This window comes from Butyrivibrio sp. (genome assembly GCF_015056685.1).
Classification (GTDB): Bacteria; Bacillota; Clostridia; order Lachnospirales; family Lachnospiraceae; genus Butyrivibrio.
The window spans coordinates 1-16651 of sequence record NZ_SVFW01000014.1 but is presented as its reverse complement, the minus strand read 5'-3'; the positions used below and the strand labels follow the sequence as shown (position 1 = coordinate 16651).

Genomic DNA, 16651 nt, shown 5'->3' with positions numbered 1-16651 from the left:
TGAAATGACTATCGACAATGATGATCTTTTAAATAGTGTTATGGCTTCACTGGGAAGAATTGATACCATTTCCCTGTCAGATATGCCAAATATTGACCTGTATATGGATCAGCTTACAACTTTCATGGATGAGAGACTAAAAAAGACAACAAGGTATCCTGATACAGACAAGATACTGACAAAGACCATGATCAATAATTATGCCAAGAATAATCTTTTGCCTCCTCCTGTAAGGAAGAAGTATTCAAAAGATCATCTGATACTGCTCATTTTTATTTATTACTACAAGAGCATATTGTCCATAAATGACATACAGACACTTATTGAGCCTTTAAAAGAAAGATTTCATATAAGTGACGATGAGTTTAATTTAAGTAAGATCTACGAAACTACCTATGAGCTTCAGAACGAAGAGCTTGAGCCCGTGATGGAGGATCTTAAAAAGAAATATGCCAGATCACTGGAGACATACGAAGATGCGGATATTTCTGAAGAAGAGAGAAAACGCATGCAGATGTTTTCTTTTATAACTCTTTTATCCTATGATGTTTATGTAAAAAAACTTCTGATAGAGAAGATACTTGATAACATTGTCCTTGACGAGAAAGAAAATGGCAGCAAAAAGGATAAAGCGAAGGACAAGAAGAACAAAAAATAAGGAATAAGATTTAATGGGAATTTACGATACACTTAATGCGCAGCAGAAAAAAGCTGTGCTTCAGACAGACGGACCTGTGTTGATACTTGCCGGAGCCGGTTCCGGAAAAACAAGGGTTCTGACACACAGAGTTGCCTATTTGATAGATGAATGCAATGTCAATCCCTGGAATATCATGGCAATCACTTTTACCAACAAGGCAGCAGGTGAGATGCGTGAGAGGGTTGATAAGATAGTAGGATTTGGAGCAGAGAGTATATGGGTTTCAACCTTTCACTCAAGTTGCGTAAGGATCCTTAGAAGATATGCTGACAGACTTGGATATGGAAACAACTTCACTATCTATGATACAGATGATTCCAAGTCTCTTATGAAAGACATTTGTAAAAAATATCAGCTTGAAACTTCAACACTTAAGCTTCGCGGTATCATGGGAAGCATTTCAAAGTGCAAGGACAATCTGGTTACAACCAATGAGTATGCATTAAACACTCAGAATGAATATAACAAGGTTCGAATCTCCAAGGCTTACACAGAGTATCAGAATGCTCTTAAAAAGAACAATGCCATGGATTTCGATGACCTCATTTTTAATACTGTTGAGCTCTTTAAAAAGAATCCTGATGTTCTTGAATATTATCAGGACAGATTCCGTTATATCATGGTGGACGAGTATCAGGATACCAATAATGCCCAGTTTGAGTTCATTAGACTTCTTGCAGATAAATACAGGAACCTATGCGTAGTGGGTGATGATGATCAGAGTATCTATCGCTTTAGAGGAGCCAATATCAGGAATATTCTTGATTTTGAAAAGGTATACCCTGATGCGACAGTAATAAAGCTTGAGCAGAACTACCGTTCAACGCAGCAGATCCTTGATGCAGCCAATGCAGTTATCGGAAACAACTATGGCCGTAAGGAAAAAGCTCTTTGGACAGAAGAAAAAGACGGTGAAAAGGTTCACCTTCGTCAGTTCGATACTGCATATGATGAGGCAGAGTTTATTGCTTCAGACATAGGAAAACTTAAGAGAAGCGGCAAGCTTTCTTACAGCGATACAGCTGTTTTATACAGAACAAATGCTCAGTCCAGACTTATAGAAGAGCGATTCGTCCATGAGGGAATTCCTTATGACATCGTTGGTGGTACGAATTTCTATTCCAGACGAGAGATAAAAGATCTTTTGGCTTATCTTAAGACTATTGATAACGGCAGAGATGACATTGCAGTTAAAAGAATAATAAATGTGCCAAAGAGGGGCATTGGCGCTACTACACTTGAGTATGTGCAGAATTATGCGGATGAGAGGCAGATAAGCTTCTTTGATGCCCTGTGCGAAGCGGACCAGATAATGGCCGTTAGCAGAAGCGCTTCAAAGCTAAAAGACTTTGTGACTATGATAAGGGCTTTCAGGACAAAGCAAAAGTCCTACTCTTTGGAAGAACTTCTTAAAGATGTTATAGACATTACAGGCTATATGGACTTTTTGAAGACTCTTGATGACGACGATGACAGCGGAGATAACGACAGAGCTGCCAACGTGGACGAACTTATATCCAAGATCGCAGCATATGAGGAAAATGATGAGGTTGAGGAACCGACTCTTTCAGGCTTCCTTGAAGAAGTTGCCCTTGTTGCTGATATAGACAGGATTGGAGAGGACAATGAAAAGGTTCTTCTTATGACTCTTCACAGTGCAAAGGGACTTGAGTTTGAACACGTTTATCTGGCAGGAATGGAAGAGAATGTATTCCCTTCATATATGACTTTGCAGACAGAAGACTCTGATCCTGAGGGAATAGAGGAAGAGAGAAGACTTGCCTATGTTGGAATAACCAGGGCAAAGAGAAACTTAACTCTTACAGCGGCAAAGCGCAGAATGGTAAGAGGAGAGACCTGGTTTAACCAGCTCAGCAGATTTGTAAAGGAAATCCCCGCCGAGTATTTAGACAGGGAGAAACAAAAGTTTGATAAGCCGGCATTTCTTTTTGATGATGGCGACTCTATCGATGAGTATGAGGGCGTTGAGGATACCTATGGAACTTCTGGAAGATATAGTGATGAGGATGATTCCTATCGTAGTTCCGGAAGATACGGCAATGGAGATTCCTACGGGAAATCAGGCGGATATTCCGGTATTGGCGTAAAGTCATCCTACCAGAATAAGAACTTTGGAAGCGATAATGGCGCTTCCCAGCTTTCTAACAGCTACAAGATAAAAGCAAAACCTGCTCCCAAAAAGCCAAGAGCTGTTCCGCAGAGTAAGCCATATATCGCAACAGCAGCCAAGACCCATGTTAAGGGCTCACTTGCAGGTATCTCCAAAGGCATGCCTATGAAAACAGCAAAGCCTGAATATGAGACAGGAGACAGAGTTTCTCATATCAAATATGGTATTGGCACAGTCACTTCTTTGGAAGAAGGACCTAGAGATTACAAGGTAACAGTTAATTTTGACGATTGCGGACAGAAGATCATGTATGCCGCTTTTGCAAAATTAAAAAAGATGTGAGTATGTCACAATTCTCAGTGAAGTAATGAATGAGCTGGGAATTATGGTATACTGATATTAATAAATTTTTCTTATAGAAAGGGGTTACTTATGGAAGTAAAAACAAAGATCGATGACATTATTGAAATGACACGTATTAACGAACTTCTCGACAAGAGAGAGGCTGCAAATGCTAAGAAGCCTTCCAACGTGATCCTGTGGTGTTTGGCTGTTCTTGGTTCTATCTCAGCGGTTGCGATCATTTCTTATCTTGTTTATCGTTACATGACACCGGCATTTGAAGATGATTATTATGATGATGACTTCGATGATTTCGAAGATGACTTCGACGACGATGACTTCATCAAGGAAAGTTAAGAATTAAAAAGTGAAGAAAAAAGAAGTTTATACAGGAATAGTAAAAAGGGTTGAATTCCCTAATAAAGGAATAATAGAAGCTCCTGACGGGAAGATCGCTGTTAAGGGCGTTCTTCCTGATCAGAAAGTTTCAGTACAGATACAGAAAGTAAGAAACGGTAAGGCAGAAGGAAGACTTTTGGAAGTCTTAGAAGAAGCTCCTGACTGTATTGAAAGCCCATGCATTCATTTCGGAAAATGCGGTGGCTGCAGTTACCTTACAATGCCTTATGTTAAGGAACTAGGCCTTAAGGAACAGCAGGTAAGAAGTTTACTTAAGCCTGCAGTAGCAAGAAATACTACAAGGTTTACCTGGGAGGGCATCAAAGTAAGCCCTATTAAGTTTGCCTACAGAAATAAGATGGAGTTCTCATTTGGCGATGAAGTCATGGGAGGACCCCTTTGTCTTGGCATGCACAAAAAAGGAAGCTTTTATGACATTGTAACTGTCAGCGGCTGCAGAATTGTCGATGATGATTACAGAGCTATCCTTTCAGCTACGCTTGATTATTTTTCACCAATGTATGATAGAAAAGAGATTTCTTTTTACCATAGGATGAAACAGGAGGGCTACTTAAGGCATCTCCTTGTGAGAAAGGCAGTCAGAACCGGAGATATCCTGGTTGACCTTATTACAACAACTCAGGAAGAACATGATCTTACAGGCTTTAAGGAAGCTCTTTTAAACCTTGAGCTTGAGGGAAGGATCACAGGAATCCTTCACACAAAGAATGATTCTCTTGCTGATGCTGTAATTGATGAAGGCACTGAGATCTTATATGGTCAGGACTTTTTCTATGAACAGCTTTTAGGCCTTAAGTTCAGGATCACTCCTTTCTCATTTTTCCAGACTAACAGCTTAAGTGCTGAGGTTCTGTATCAGACAGTAAGAGGCTATATTCAGAGTCTCTACGATCAGAAGAACATAAAGCAGGACGGCGTAATTTACGACCTCTATTCAGGAACCGGTACAATTGCCCAACTCCTTGCACCTGTTGCCACAAAGGTCATTGGTGTTGAGATCGTTGAGGAAGCTGTTGAAGCCGCCAAAGAAAATGCAAAACTTAATCACCTCGATAACTGCGAATTTATCGCAGGCGATGTGCTTAAGGTTTTAGATGATATCGAGGTAAAGCCTGATCTTATTATCCTTGATCCGCCTCGTGACGGAATAAATCCTAAGGCTCTTACTAAGATCATAAATTATGACGTAAATTACATTATTTACGTCTCCTGTAAACCAACTTCCCTTGCCCGCGACCTGGAAATCTTCCAGCAGAACGGTTACATGATGAGCCGCGCCGTTGCCGTAGATCAATTCCCGTGGACAAGCCATGTAGAAACAGTCGTGTTGCTTACAAGAGTGAACTAATAGAAATCCTTGAATTTACGCGCTTTTTCGAGCATTTCACGTTTGATAAGACTGATTATTCTGAGCGTGGAAAGCACATGAAAAAGTATATTCGGGTAGTTGTAGCTGTCGAACTCGTGACAGTAGGTGCAAAAATAGAGCCTACGTCGTGACAGTATATATACACATGAGGTAAGTTATGACTGAAAACAAAAGTAAAAACATCTTGGAAATGCTGGAACAACACGTGATCAGCCTGCCGGACCGGCAGGCTGTCATATATGAACCGGGGGAAAGAATTACCTACAGGGAACTGTGGATGCTCTCCGGAAGGATTTATGCATGGCTGAAGGCGAAAGGGATCGGCGCAGAAGATGTAGTGATGTTCTGTCTTCCCAGAGGGATCGGCCTGTACGCATGCATTGTGGGTACACTGCGTGCCGGAGCTGCTTTTGTCCTGACAGAAACGGACAACAGTCCCGTACGCACTGCCTACATCCGTAAGGACAGCGAATGCAGGCTGTTCGTGGATGAAAAATGTATGGAGGAGATCATGCAGACCGAGCCTCTGGAAGGATATGAACCTGTAGAACTCCACAATCTCTGCTACATTGCCTATACATCCGGCACAACAGGTAATCCGAAGGGGGTTCTGCATGAATACGGCTCCCTCGAAAATGCCTGGAAATCCCTGCGATGGAACGGGATTCCCCTGATTGGAGAGCAGGATACTTTTCTTGCGATGAGCCCGATGAACTTTGTTTCCCTGCCGATCATCTTCGCTGCAGCATGCGCTTTTGGGTACACGGTGGCGCTCATGCCCTACGCGTACAGCAAGACAGACGAAAGTTTTGGCAACTATCTCGAGGAGGCCGGTGTAAACTGCGGGTATCTGACGCCATCATTTCTGCAAAATCATTATCCGTTCCGTCACCCCTGGAGAATGTGTATTATGTCCAGCGAGCCGGCGGACGGTCTCTATATTCAGGATATGAAGTGCTACAACTGTTATGCCTCCACAGAGTCAGGATGTCTTTTGACAGTCTTTGAACTGCCTTATGCCATGACGCCGGCACCTGTCGGTAAATCACAGTCAGATATCGAAGTCTTTGTACTGGATGAAGATGAAATGGAGTTGCTGCCGGGCGAGGTGGGAGAAATCTGTTACCGGAACCCGTACGTGCGCGGGTATCTGAATCTGCCGGAACGCACACGCAATCTCCTGCGCGGCAGGATATTTCATCCCGGTGATGCGGGGTGCATGACGGAGGATGGCGACCTGATCATCTGTGGGCGCGTGGATGAAATGTTCAAGATCAGCGGATACCGGATCGAACCGGAGGAAATTGCTGCGGCCGTCCGTAAAGTGAGCGATATTTCCCATCTTGTTGTCAGGGGCTTTGTATACAAGGATGTTGCCGCAATTAATGTATTCTATACGGATGATACAGAAGTGGACACGGCCCAGATGAGGGAACGGCTGCTTACTCTGCTGCCCGAATATATGGTTCCCACCGGATTCATCCGTTTGAAAAACTTTCCGCTGCTGGAGACCGGAAAGCTGGACAAACTTAGTCTCCTCCCTTCGGAGGGAAGCTGGGATGCGTTCAGGAAGGTCTCTTCCTCCACTTTACCCATACTCGGAAAAGGGAAAACAGCCACGATCTATGCCCTGGGGGAAGATAAGGCGTTGAAGGTATACAGGCCGTCCATCCCGTTTCTCACGATCCGTCAGGAGCAGGTACTGACAGAGGCGGCACACGACATGGGACTTCCCGTGCCGAACGCTTATGAGATCGTACATGTGGGGGCAGGATACGGTGTCATGATGGACAAAATAGAGGGAGAGCCTGTGGAGAATATCCTCAGGGATCAGCCTGAGAGGCGGGACGACGTGATCCGATGCTTCGCCGAAGCCGTCAGGAAGCTTCATGCGGTAACTGTAAAGGATGATCGTCTTCCCGATATCAGGGAAGTCTCCATAAACCTCACCGGATATCTGGATGAAGCCTTCTGCACAAAAGAGGAAGCCGTAAAGATCCGGACGGTGTTTGAAGCAGTTCCGAAGGCGGATACCTTTGTACACGGCGACTGTCATCCAGGCAATGCGATCGCCGGGGAAATGACATTTATTGACCTCATGCTCTGCGGTCGGGGTGATCCGGTCTTTGACCTTTTGTGTATGTATTCCCACTATGTTTTCCTTCCCTCATTTGTGACTGATGAAAAATACAGGAAGGAGAACGGGATGGACAAAAGGGAAGCGGAGGCACTGTTTGACTCATTTCTGCGGGCATACCGCCCTGATCTGCCGGAAGCAGAAATTGCAGAATGGAAGGAACAGATCAAAGGGGTTCATGCGGCAAGGATCTGCCTTGCTCCTGTCGTGATGCCCGGCATATTCCCTACAGAAGTGCTTAAGGCGGCAAAGGACAGAGCTGTCCGGTTTTCCGAAAAAATAATGTGATTTCCCAAAAGGAACATAAAAAAGAGATGAACAGGATAAGGGAAAGATATCAGGAAAAATTTTATCGTGGGTATTTGTGGTACACGGCGCTGGAAACGGAACTGCTTTTTTTTGTGGTCTGTGACGCGATGTTCCTGACAGAAGTTAAGCAGCTTCCCATGAAAATGGTTTCGCTCCTTACTTTTTTGTCCCTCCTCTTCTCCCTGCTGATCCAGTATCCGCTCTTAAAATGGATCAACAGGGTGGGAACAAGGACAGCCGTGCGGGCAGGAAGCATTGCTTTTATGCTGTCAGCGGTCTGCATTACCTTTTCTCCGGGCTTTGCGATGGTCGCAGCAGGAGGATTCTTAAAATGCATCGGTCATACGCTGGGCGCCATGGGCGTAGCTGTTTTAAAAAAACGGTTGACCAAAGATCATATGGATGACCAGTATGCCGCTTATCAGTCGGACGCGAACAGCGCGTCTTCCTTCGTCATGATGGTGACGTCCCTGCTCTGTGGGGGATTGTTCCGTATTAACGCGTATTATCCTATGTATGCATGCATTTTTTTAAGTGTGGCAGGGATATTTGTTTCCTATCAGATAACCCGGGAGGATGATTCCACAAAAGAGATCGGTCCGGCAGATGACCTCATAAAATACACCGCAGCCGGGAAATCGGCAACAGCCGGAATCGGTATCCTGGTACTCGCCTCTTTTGCCATATTCACCGCGATCACAGGAACGGGATTGTCCTACGCAAAACTGAATATTCAAGCGGTTCTGTCTAAAGAAGACCCCGCATATATCGTTTCGCTGATCAGTGTCATTTCCACGGCAGTCTTTCTGCTCAGATTATTGTCAAACCTGCTGATGGGGAATCTGTATACCAGAATCAGGGATCGTGTATACCTGATCACATCAGGATTACTGGCCGCAGGAGTGGGACTGATGTTGTTCCCGTGGTTTATGGATTCAGGAAACAAAGCGGTTCTTCTTTGCACAGGGTACCTGCTGATGGCATTCACCCGTGATCCTTATATCACATTTATTCAGGGTATTTCCCTTGAAAAAGGGGAAGAAGAGAGACAGCAGAGCATGCTGATCGCACTGAATAGTGCCAAAAAGGCAGGATCACTCATCCTGGCGGCATCAGGAACTCTGCTTCTGGCAAAATGGACAATTGTTTCTGTAATGATCCTGATGATCGCTGCGGCTTTGATTAATGTGCTGATGTGTGGCAGGCTTTATTTTTCAAGAATAAAGGATAACTGAGATTATGACGGCATATTCATACTATCTTTAGCACTTCTAATCCCTTCTAAACAACGCTTTATTCAGATGCACTGACTCCGATCACGAATTATGCTCATGTTTCATGATGGGGCGTATGTTACAAATGAACAGATGAATGATAAGAAGTTCCTGAAAATTGTCCATGGATAGGACGCTATCTTTTTTTCTTCTTTGATGATTTATTTGGATTTATGAGTTTTTTGCGTTCAGGGTCAGAGTGATTTCTCTTCATGATCTGAAGATACTCGAACAGTTCGCCCCTTGCAACATCATCTAACACGAAAAAGTCAGCGATAAGTTTATCAACTATGTTCAGCTCTGTATAATCAAAGTTTTTCAGCAGATCAAAAGTCTTTTCAGAAACATATGCCTTCTTGTAAATAGATGTCATCATGATTTCTTTATCTGACGGCAACTCGGGGAGTGTTTTTCCGGGAGCATAGGGATTATCTTTACATATCGAATTGATCGGTATGTCGAGAGTGTTAGAAATCTTTAACGCAGTATCAAACCTGACAGCAGTATCCCTTTGGATAATAGAGTAAAGAGTAGTCGGCGCTATGCCGGCTTTTTTTGCGAGTTCTTTTACGGTCATTCCCTTATCGTCAAGTATATCCTTAAGATTTTTTCCGTATCCCATGTCGCTGTTCCTCCCATCTGTGAAAAGTATAACACCAGTCCATCAATTACGCAACTTGTAAATTTGTAAAAAGAAAAATAAAATGAGTATTGACTTTCTTGGAGGTTATACTATCATCAACATGCAGTACGAAAAGCGTAATATTTGAATAGCAAACACGCATGATTTGGAAAGTGAGGTGAGAAAAAATGCTGAAAAGACATAAAAGCAGCAGAATACGGGATTCTTGCAGGGACCACTTATGATACCCTAACAGCGCACTTCTACGTTCATCCGGTCGGATGAACACAAGCGCGCCCTGCCGGGAGCCGGCATACACATTACCCGAGTAATGGTATGCTGCGGTGCTTTGCACCGGAAAAGGGCTGCCGCCCTTTCGCTGCCTGCGGCAGCTATCCCCGACATACTTCGACGGGATATATATTTTTGCTTCATATGGTCGGAGCCGGTAACATTCCCAATCTTGTACATACATGATCGGGATTCACATTTTATAACACAAAAATCGAAAGGAGTATCACATGGATGCAGAAAAGGAAATAAATAGAATCAATGAGGAAATCAATGATACGGGGATGAAAAGGCGACAGCATATTCACAAGCTGAAGCTTGAACAGGCGAAGGCAGCCCATCAGAAACGGATGACCAGTCCGGAATACAGAGCGAGGACGCACAGGCTGTGCAATAAAGGTGGTGTCATTGAAAGCTTCTATCCTGAAACGAAGGAGTTGACTGACGAGGAATTCTATGAACTGGTCTATACGCTCAATAATGATCTTCTGATTAGGTTCAGTTGGCCGGAAAGAACAAAGGAAATAATCGAGCGACGAGGAAAGGAGGCGGATACATAATGGCACTTTATCATTACAGTCTGAATCACGTTAAACGGAGCGAGGGTCATACGGCGATTGCTGCAGCGGCATACCGCTCCGGTGAAAAATTGTATGACAGATATTACGGCGAGGTACAGGACTACACGAAAAAGGGCGGCGTTATCATGTCGGAGATCCTGATGCCGGATTATGTTCCTGAAAGGCTGGCGGATCGGGAAACACTTTGGTACGAAGTTGAAAATCATGAGAACCGAAAGGATGCCCAGCTTGCCTACAGTTTCGATTTTGCACTGCAGAACGAGCTGACCATGGAAGAGAACATTGAAATTGCAAGAAGGTATATCATGGAGAATTTCGTCGCAAGAGATAATAAGCAGACTGAATGAAAACGGGTAATTTGGAAGAGTGAAAATCCTATAAAAAGCAAGGGAAAAAGAATGGCTAAAAAGCAAGAAAAGAAAATTGATGAAATAACCACAGTGAAGAGTCTGGTTTCAGATTTGGATGCTAAGGCTTTTGAATACTGTAGGGACACTTTATTCGATATGTTCGGATATAAGTTTATGGAGAAAAAGGATTTTCGATCAGTCGACTTTTGTGAACAGATTCTTGGTGCTATAGAAAAATGTGGTGACCTTTCCAAGAATAATGGAAGTCTTGGATACTACGCTGTATTACTTGAACAAAACATAGCACCTTGACTATTTCTTCCTTATAAGTGATGTATGGTATACCGTTGCGGCGGACAAATACTATATGTTCAAATAAGGAGGTATCGCAATGAATGCAGAAATGGCACGTCAGATTACGGAGCTGCAACATAAGGGACTTGGGTATAAGTCCATAGCCATAGTTGTTGGAACTTCTCGTGAGAATGTCAGGTACTATTGTAAGACACATGGCCTTGATGGATATGCAGAGCAGGTAAAGATGCAATATAGGGAGCATCGCAATACCCCTGATAACTGCAAGTATTGTGGAAAGCATCTTTTCAGAAAGCCTCATTCCGGGAAAAAGCTCTTTTGTTCAGATGAGTGCAGGAGAAGGTGGTGGAAAGAGCATCCTGAGGCAGGTAATAAATCCGCTGGCACTTATTACAATCAAGTCTGCGCCTATTGTGGCCGCTTCTTTTCATCATATGGGAAGAAGGGCCGGAAGTATTGCTGCCACGACTGCTATATCATGGATCGGTTCTGGTCGGATGGTGATAAGGACAGAGTAGTAGCCAAGAATCCTGATAGGAAGACAATAAAGATTGCGCTTTAAACAATAAACTGCCTGTTAATAAGAATAGATTCATGGAGGGTGTCAATGTTAAATTGACACTCTCTTTTTGAATGGCTATAATTGTGTCATAAAAAATTTGACACAGGAGGTAAATATGATAATCACTTTGGAAGATGCTCTGAAAAGGATCAGTGAACTGGAAGTGGAAAATGCCAATCTGAAAGCTGAGCTTGAGGAATACAGAGGTCGTAAGTTTGCTGGCAGACAGAAACATGATGCCGCTTGGACGCAGTCATATAATGACTTTGCTGTCAAATTTGAAAGTGGCATGACGATCATGGAGATTGTAGCAGAAGGCAAAATAAGCAGGAGAACTGCATATCGTTACAAGGCTTATTATGATGCTTTACGTCAGAGGGAGTTAGAGGATTGCCAATGATATATTTTACAAGTGATTTACATCTGGGGCATAAAGGCATCATAACCATGCAGAACAGACCTTTTGAATCTGTAGAAGATATGAACCGGATACTATTGACTAACTATAACGCAGTTGTTGGCAAGGATGATACTGTTTATATTCTCGGAGACATTTGCCACCATATGAGTGTTGGTGAAGCAAACAGTGTTATAGAGGGAATGAAGGGGAGAAAGTATCTGATATGTGGAAATCATGATAAAAAATATAATCCAGCATTATTTGAAGACATAAAAGATTTCATGACGGTTTCACTTAATGGAAGATATTTCGCACTTATGCATTATCCTATGCTGTCATGGCCCAAGAAAAACAGCGGAAGTATTCAGCTACATGGGCACATACATGCGAGAATGGATTATAACGAGCAGAACAGGAACGAAGGTGTGCTCAGGTATGATGTCGGAGTGGATGCAAATAACTTTTATCCTGTGTCGGTGAAACAGATTCTTGAATTCTTTGAAATGTCATGAAAATCATGTTGTAATCGTGACAATACGTCTGTTAAATTATATAATCTATCTGACGAAAGGAATTCATGATGAGAGGTAAATATCAGACTGAAATAGAAAAAAGAATAGAAAGCTTTGATCCAAGATATGCTTTTTCTGCAATAGACTTTAGTGATATGGCTGGAACTGATCCGATAAATAAGGCATTATCAAGGCTTTGCGAAGCTGGAACAATACGAAGAGTATTTAAGGGAATATATGATAAGCCTTCATACAGCGAGTTTTTAGGAGAGTACTTTCCACCAAATATTGAGAAGGTTGTAGAGGCTATTGCTCGGAAGTATAATTGGACGGTTGCGCCTTCAGGAGAAATTGCACTTAATAAATTGCATTTATCAACACAGGTACCTATTAATTATAGCTATGTCAGCGATGGCCCATATCGAAAGTACAAGATTGGAAATTATCTGGTTGAGTTTAAGCATTGCGCCAATAAGGAAATATCCGGCAAAAGTTACATTACGATTATAGTTATTCAAGCAATTAAGAGTATTGGAAAAGATAGAATTCAGCCTAAAGACATAAGTATATTATCAGATTTGCTACCGGAAGAGGAAAAGAAAAAAATACTTCGTGAGGCAATGACTACTACACCGTGGATATATGGAGTTATAAAAGAGGTATGTAAAAAGTGACAACTATTGCTGATTTTTTTATGAAATAAATATAAGGTTAATTGAAATAACAAAGAAAGTGAGATACAATGAAACCAAGAAACAAAGAAATTTGTTTTTTGGACTGTTTCGGTTAGGAGGTTCAAATGATAGCTGAAATGAATAAAAAGATTATAAGCATTTCGTCAAAAAGACAGCTAACTATCCCAGGAGCTTTTTATGCAAAACTTGGGTTTGAAGATAAAGCAGAATGTATCATAAGGGATAATGAGTTGGTTATACGCCCGGCTAGAATTGATTCTAATGGTGAATTTGCAGAAGAGATTCTTTCTGATCTTATAAAGGAAGGATATTCTGGACAAGCTCTACTTAAGGAATTCAAGAATAGACAGGCAAAAGTAAGACCAGCAGTTAAAAAAATGCTTGATGACGCTCATAAGATGGCAACCGGAGAGCTTGAGTCAATGTCATATGACGATGTCTTCGGTGAGGAGGAATGATTAGTGGCAAAACTTATTATTTCTCCTGCAGCAGGTAAATATCTTAAAAAGATTAAGGATAAAAATCTTAAGGGATTGTTTAAAGATGCAATTGATGAGATTGTTGAAGATCCATCCATAGGAGATGCAAAAGTAGGTGATCTGGAAGGAGTGTCTACCTACGATTTCAGGTATAACAAGACTGATTACAGAGTGGCTTATACAGTGGAATATGTAAATGATGAAACTGTAGTAGTGATTTTGGCAGGAACACACGAGAATTTTTACAAAGAATTAAAGAAGTATTGGGATTAAGAATAAGTATAGACGTGAGTGGAATTATGCAAGTCTGCTTGCACAATTGCCTCGAATTTTATTTTCCAGGATTATTGACGGCACCAATGAGCGCTTTTACAAAACTATGCGCTCGCAACCAAATTTAACAAAAAATAGCAAAATATGTAAGCTTCGCTTGGTAGACAGGCGGAGCTTACTTTTTTATGATTGAGAAAAATGTTAAAATATTTAGCAAAGGTGGTAGAAACATGAGAAAGGTATATTTGGATAATATTCGCTGGATAACAGTAGTGCTGGTTGTCATTTATCATGTAATCTACATATTCAACGGTGTAATACAACATGGAATCATCGGTCCCTTCAGTGAGCATCAGCCCCAGGATACGTATCAGTACATTGTATATCCCTGGTTCATGTTACTTCTGTTTGTGGTATCCGGCATGTCAGCCCGCTATGAACTGGTTAAGCGAACAGAGAAGGAATTCATCAGAGTAAGGACGAGAAAGTATCTTGTGCCATCAACAATCGGCCTTCTGGTTTTCGGCTGGGTTCTTGGCTATTACAACATGCTGATGTCCGGTGCTTTTAATTCCATGAACAACGTACCAGGGCCAATCCTTTTCCTGATAATGGCAGTCAGCGGATCAGGTCCGCTGTGGTACATTCAGATGCTTTGGCTCTTCAGCCTGATACTGGTACTGATCAGAAGGATTGAAAAAGACAGATTCTATAATATCTGTGGTAAAGCAAATCTTTTGACACTTATACTTCTTGTTATACCCGTATATGGAGCGGCGCAGATACTTAACACACCGATAATTGTGGTATACAGATTCGGTATCTACGGACTGGGCTTTATGATCGGCTACTTTGTATTGTCCCATGACGAAGTGATGGATCGACTTGGTAAAAACTGGCTGTTATTAAGCATCCTTGCCTTCGCATCCTGCATAGCCTTTGTGATTTTATATAAAGGTCAGCCTTATCCGGATCACGTAGTTCTGGACACAATCATGTGCAATGTATACGCATGGTTTGGAACTCTCGGTATACTTGCCTTCATGAAAAAGTGGGGAAATTTCACGAATGCTTTCTCAAAGTGGATGTGCCGAAAATCATGGGGCCTCTACGTATTCCATTATCTGATGATAGCGGTCAGCGGATGGTATCTGCATACATTATGTCCGTTCCTTGCCCCTGTCATCGTATACCTGTTGGTTGCAATAGCAGCATTCGCAGGCTCCTACCTTCTGTATGAAATCATGAGCCGCATACCTTTCATAAGGTGGTGTGTTCTGGGAATAAAAAAGGAGAAGAAAGAATGAGTTTTGCAGACAATCTTATGGAATTAAGAAAGCTTAATAACCTGTCACAGGAGGAAATTGCAGAGAAGATAGGCGTATCCAGACAGACGCTTTCAAAATATGAGACCGGAGAGTCGCTGCCGGACATAAAGAGATGTAAGATGCTGGCTGACCTCTTTGGTGTATCCATGGACGACCTTATCTCTTATGAAAAGAATGATTCGGACAACCTGGGATATGCTATACCGCCGAAAGGAAAACATATCTTTGGAATGGTCAAAGTGGGAGATAAGGGTCAGATCGTCATTCCTGCCAAAGCAAGAAAGATCTTCGATATTAAAACAGGCGACAATCTGATTGTCCTCGGAGATGAATTCCAGGGTATAGCTCTTATTAAGGAGACGGGCCTTCTCGGTCTTATCAACAGTGCGAAAGAAAGTATAACTGACTAAAAGAATGTAGGTGATAGATTCCGAATATAATCATATAATTTTAAGCCTCTATCTTGTAATGAGATAGAGGTTTTTTATATCAAATAAGAAAATGTTATAATAAACATGACATATAGATGACGTGTTTGCAATGATATGATTTTAGTGGAGTGAAAGATAATGAAGATAGACAGGCTGATTGGAATACTTTCTGTATTACTTCAGGAAGAGAAAACTACAGCACCTGAGCTGGCAGAACGCTACGAGGTTTCAAAAAGAACTATCAATAGAGACATCGAGGATCTGTGTAAAGCAGGGATTCCTATACAGACTTCCCAGGGAGTTGGCGGAGGAATCAGCATCATGGATGGCTATCGCATGGACAGGACTATTCTGACATCGAAGGACATGCAGATGATCCTTGCTGGTCTAAGGAGTCTTGATAGTGTCAGCGGCAGCAGATACTATGGTCAGCTCATGGAAAAAATCCAGGCAGGATCTTCAGAGTTTGTCAGCGGCAGGGATTCAATTCTGATCGACCTTTCATCCTGGTACAGGGAATCTCTTGCTCCAAAAATTGAAGTTATACAAAGCGCCATTGAAAGTAGGCACATACTTAAGTTTACCTACTACAGCCAAAAGGGTGAAAGTGTCCGCAAGATAGAGCCTTACTACGTTGTCTTCAAATGGTCCAGCTGGTATGTGTGGGGCTGGTGCTTGAAAAGGAAAGATTTCCGTCTGTTCAAGCTAAATCGTATGGATAAGGTTACGATAACTGACACTGCGTTTAATTGTAGAACTGTCCCGACGCCAGATCTTTCCACTGAAAAGATATTTCCAGGTGGAATAAAGGTGAAAGCTCTTTTTACAAAAGACGTCAAATGGAGGCTGGTGGAAGAGTTCGGCCCAGAGTGCTATACAGAGGCCGAGGGCGGCAGACTATTATTTACCGCTGACTACACTGACATGGATAACCTTGTCACCTGGATACTGACCTTTGGAGATAAGGCTGAGCTCCTTGAACCCAAGGAAGCGAGAAATCGGATAAGGAATACAATTGAGGCTATGAAAAAGAACTATGAGAGGGCGTGAAAGATGGAATATATTAGAGTTACCAAGGACAATTTAGAGGAAGAGCACATTTGCTGCGCTATATCCAATAATAAAGACGT

18 protein-coding genes and 3 pseudogenes are annotated in these 16651 nt (G+C 42.2%); 20 read left to right on the top strand and 1 reads right to left on the bottom strand.

The window, feature by feature from the left end; translation table 11 throughout:
* Window positions 1-4: 4 nt before the first annotated feature.
* From E7303_RS06730 to E7303_RS18075, 7 genes and pseudogenes are all read left to right on the top strand, one after another.
* A complete protein-coding gene (locus tag E7303_RS06730) occupies window positions 5-658 on the top strand; it encodes a DUF1836 domain-containing protein (RefSeq protein ID WP_292144437.1) in 654 nt (217 codons plus the stop codon).
* Between the two features lie 13 nt (window positions 659-671).
* Window positions 672-3173 (top strand): UvrD-helicase domain-containing protein, encoded by a 2502-nt coding sequence (locus E7303_RS06725; protein WP_292144436.1) that lies wholly within the window; start codon window positions 672-674, stop codon window positions 3171-3173.
* 90 nt (window positions 3174-3263) lie between these two features.
* Window positions 3264-3530: a hypothetical protein gene (locus tag E7303_RS06720; protein WP_022775848.1), complete on the top strand. Its 267-nt coding sequence runs from the start codon at window positions 3264-3266 to the stop codon at window positions 3528-3530.
* Between the two features lie 10 nt (window positions 3531-3540).
* Entirely contained in the window at window positions 3541-4941 is a 1401-nt protein-coding gene (rlmD, locus tag E7303_RS06715; RefSeq protein ID WP_292144435.1) for a 23S rRNA (uracil(1939)-C(5))-methyltransferase RlmD, read from the top strand.
* Between the two features lie 178 nt (window positions 4942-5119).
* On the top strand, window positions 5120-7387 hold the full coding sequence (locus tag E7303_RS06710; protein ID WP_292144434.1) for an AMP-binding protein: 2268 nt from the start codon (window positions 5120-5122) through the stop codon (window positions 7385-7387).
* Window positions 7388-7413: 26 nt separating this feature from the next.
* Window positions 7414-8643: an MFS transporter gene (locus E7303_RS06705; protein WP_292144433.1), complete on the top strand. Its 1230-nt coding sequence runs from the start codon at window positions 7414-7416 to the stop codon at window positions 8641-8643.
* A 68-nt stretch (window positions 8644-8711) separates the two neighbouring features.
* Window positions 8712-8814 (top strand): annotated as a pseudogene (locus E7303_RS18075) (YoaP domain-containing protein); the annotation flags it as partial.
* A gap of 4 nt (window positions 8815-8818) precedes the next feature.
* On the opposite strand, the gene E7303_RS06695 reads toward E7303_RS18075, so the two are convergent.
* A complete protein-coding gene (locus tag E7303_RS06695) occupies window positions 8819-9304 on the bottom strand; it encodes a helix-turn-helix domain-containing protein (RefSeq protein WP_292144431.1) in 486 nt (161 codons plus the stop codon).
* Between the two features lie 521 nt (window positions 9305-9825).
* Between E7303_RS06695 and E7303_RS06690 the strand changes: the two genes are divergently transcribed.
* The 13 genes and pseudogenes from E7303_RS06690 to E7303_RS18070 all read left to right on the top strand — a co-directional run.
* Window positions 9826-10155, top strand: a complete 330-nt coding sequence (locus E7303_RS06690) for a DUF3847 domain-containing protein (protein ID WP_292144430.1) — start codon at window positions 9826-9828, stop codon at window positions 10153-10155.
* Window positions 10155-10502 (top strand): annotated as a pseudogene (locus E7303_RS06685) (MobA/MobL family protein); the annotation flags it as partial. The gene E7303_RS06690 and the pseudogene E7303_RS06685, both read left to right, overlap by 1 nt.
* A 72-nt stretch (window positions 10503-10574) precedes the next feature.
* Window positions 10575-10838, top strand: coding sequence for a hypothetical protein (locus E7303_RS06680; protein WP_292144427.1), 264 nt, complete (start codon window positions 10575-10577; stop codon window positions 10836-10838).
* Window positions 10839-10917: 79 nt separating this feature from the next.
* Window positions 10918-11403: an RNA polymerase subunit sigma-70 gene (locus tag E7303_RS06675; RefSeq protein WP_292144426.1), complete on the top strand. Its 486-nt coding sequence runs from the start codon at window positions 10918-10920 to the stop codon at window positions 11401-11403.
* Window positions 11404-11518: 115 nt separating this feature from the next.
* On the top strand, window positions 11519-11803 hold the full coding sequence (locus E7303_RS06670; protein WP_292144425.1) for a resolvase: 285 nt from the start codon (window positions 11519-11521) through the stop codon (window positions 11801-11803).
* On the top strand, window positions 11800-12315 hold the full coding sequence (locus E7303_RS06665) for a metallophosphoesterase (protein ID WP_292144424.1): 516 nt from the start codon (window positions 11800-11802) through the stop codon (window positions 12313-12315). Before E7303_RS06670 ends, E7303_RS06665 begins: the two co-directional genes overlap by 4 nt.
* 65 nt (window positions 12316-12380) lie before the next feature.
* Window positions 12381-12989, top strand: coding sequence for a DUF6088 family protein (locus tag E7303_RS06660; protein ID WP_292144423.1), 609 nt, complete (start codon window positions 12381-12383; stop codon window positions 12987-12989).
* Between the two features lie 125 nt (window positions 12990-13114).
* Window positions 13115-13468 (top strand): AbrB/MazE/SpoVT family DNA-binding domain-containing protein, encoded by a 354-nt coding sequence (locus E7303_RS06655; protein WP_035783510.1) that lies wholly within the window; start codon window positions 13115-13117, stop codon window positions 13466-13468.
* 3 nt (window positions 13469-13471) lie between these two features.
* On the top strand, window positions 13472-13762 hold the full coding sequence (locus tag E7303_RS06650; RefSeq protein ID WP_292144422.1) for a type II toxin-antitoxin system RelE/ParE family toxin: 291 nt from the start codon (window positions 13472-13474) through the stop codon (window positions 13760-13762).
* Between the two features lie 230 nt (window positions 13763-13992).
* Window positions 13993-15069 carry an acyltransferase family protein gene (locus E7303_RS06645; RefSeq protein ID WP_292144421.1) on the top strand — a complete coding sequence of 359 codons (1077 nt, stop codon included), beginning with the start codon at window positions 13993-13995 and terminating at the stop codon, window positions 15067-15069.
* Entirely contained in the window at window positions 15066-15500 is a 435-nt protein-coding gene (locus tag E7303_RS06640; protein WP_022774247.1) for a helix-turn-helix domain-containing protein, read from the top strand. Before E7303_RS06645 ends, E7303_RS06640 begins: the two co-directional genes overlap by 4 nt.
* A gap of 159 nt (window positions 15501-15659) precedes the next feature.
* Window positions 15660-16571, top strand: a complete 912-nt coding sequence (locus tag E7303_RS06635; RefSeq protein WP_292144420.1) for a helix-turn-helix transcriptional regulator — start codon at window positions 15660-15662, stop codon at window positions 16569-16571.
* 3 nt (window positions 16572-16574) lie between these two features.
* Window positions 16575-16651, top strand: a pseudogene (locus E7303_RS18070) (GNAT family N-acetyltransferase); the annotation flags it as partial.

Bases quoted from the DNA above. Each gene is read 5' to 3' on its own strand.
- E7303_RS06690 (WP_292144430.1), top strand. From the start codon at position 9,826: ATGGATGCAGAAAAGGAAATAAATAGAATCAATGAGGAAATCAATGAT.
- E7303_RS06665 (WP_292144424.1), top strand. From the start codon at position 11,800: ATGATATATTTTACAAGTGATTTACATCTGGGGCATAAAGGCATCATA.
- E7303_RS06725 (WP_292144436.1), top strand. From the start codon at position 672: ATGGGAATTTACGATACACTTAATGCGCAGCAGAAAAAAGCTGTGCTT.
- E7303_RS06660 (WP_292144423.1), top strand. From the start codon at position 12,381: ATGATGAGAGGTAAATATCAGACTGAAATAGAAAAAAGAATAGAAAGC.
- E7303_RS06655 (WP_035783510.1), top strand. From the start codon at position 13,115: ATGATAGCTGAAATGAATAAAAAGATTATAAGCATTTCGTCAAAAAGA.
- E7303_RS06695 (WP_292144431.1), bottom strand. From the start codon at position 9,304: ATGGGATACGGAAAAAATCTTAAGGATATACTTGACGATAAGGGAATG.
- E7303_RS06720 (WP_022775848.1), top strand. From the start codon at position 3,264: ATGGAAGTAAAAACAAAGATCGATGACATTATTGAAATGACACGTATT.
- E7303_RS06730 (WP_292144437.1), top strand. From the start codon at position 5: ATGACTATCGACAATGATGATCTTTTAAATAGTGTTATGGCTTCACTG.
- E7303_RS06710 (WP_292144434.1), top strand. From the start codon at position 5,120: ATGACTGAAAACAAAAGTAAAAACATCTTGGAAATGCTGGAACAACAC.
- E7303_RS06640 (WP_022774247.1), top strand. From the start codon at position 15,066: ATGAGTTTTGCAGACAATCTTATGGAATTAAGAAAGCTTAATAACCTG.
- E7303_RS06635 (WP_292144420.1), top strand. From the start codon at position 15,660: ATGAAGATAGACAGGCTGATTGGAATACTTTCTGTATTACTTCAGGAA.
- E7303_RS06670 (WP_292144425.1), top strand. From the start codon at position 11,519: ATGATAATCACTTTGGAAGATGCTCTGAAAAGGATCAGTGAACTGGAA.
- E7303_RS06680 (WP_292144427.1), top strand. From the start codon at position 10,575: ATGGCTAAAAAGCAAGAAAAGAAAATTGATGAAATAACCACAGTGAAG.
- E7303_RS06675 (WP_292144426.1), top strand. From the start codon at position 10,918: ATGAATGCAGAAATGGCACGTCAGATTACGGAGCTGCAACATAAGGGA.
- E7303_RS06645 (WP_292144421.1), top strand. From the start codon at position 13,993: ATGAGAAAGGTATATTTGGATAATATTCGCTGGATAACAGTAGTGCTG.
- E7303_RS06705 (WP_292144433.1), top strand. From the start codon at position 7,414: ATGAACAGGATAAGGGAAAGATATCAGGAAAAATTTTATCGTGGGTAT.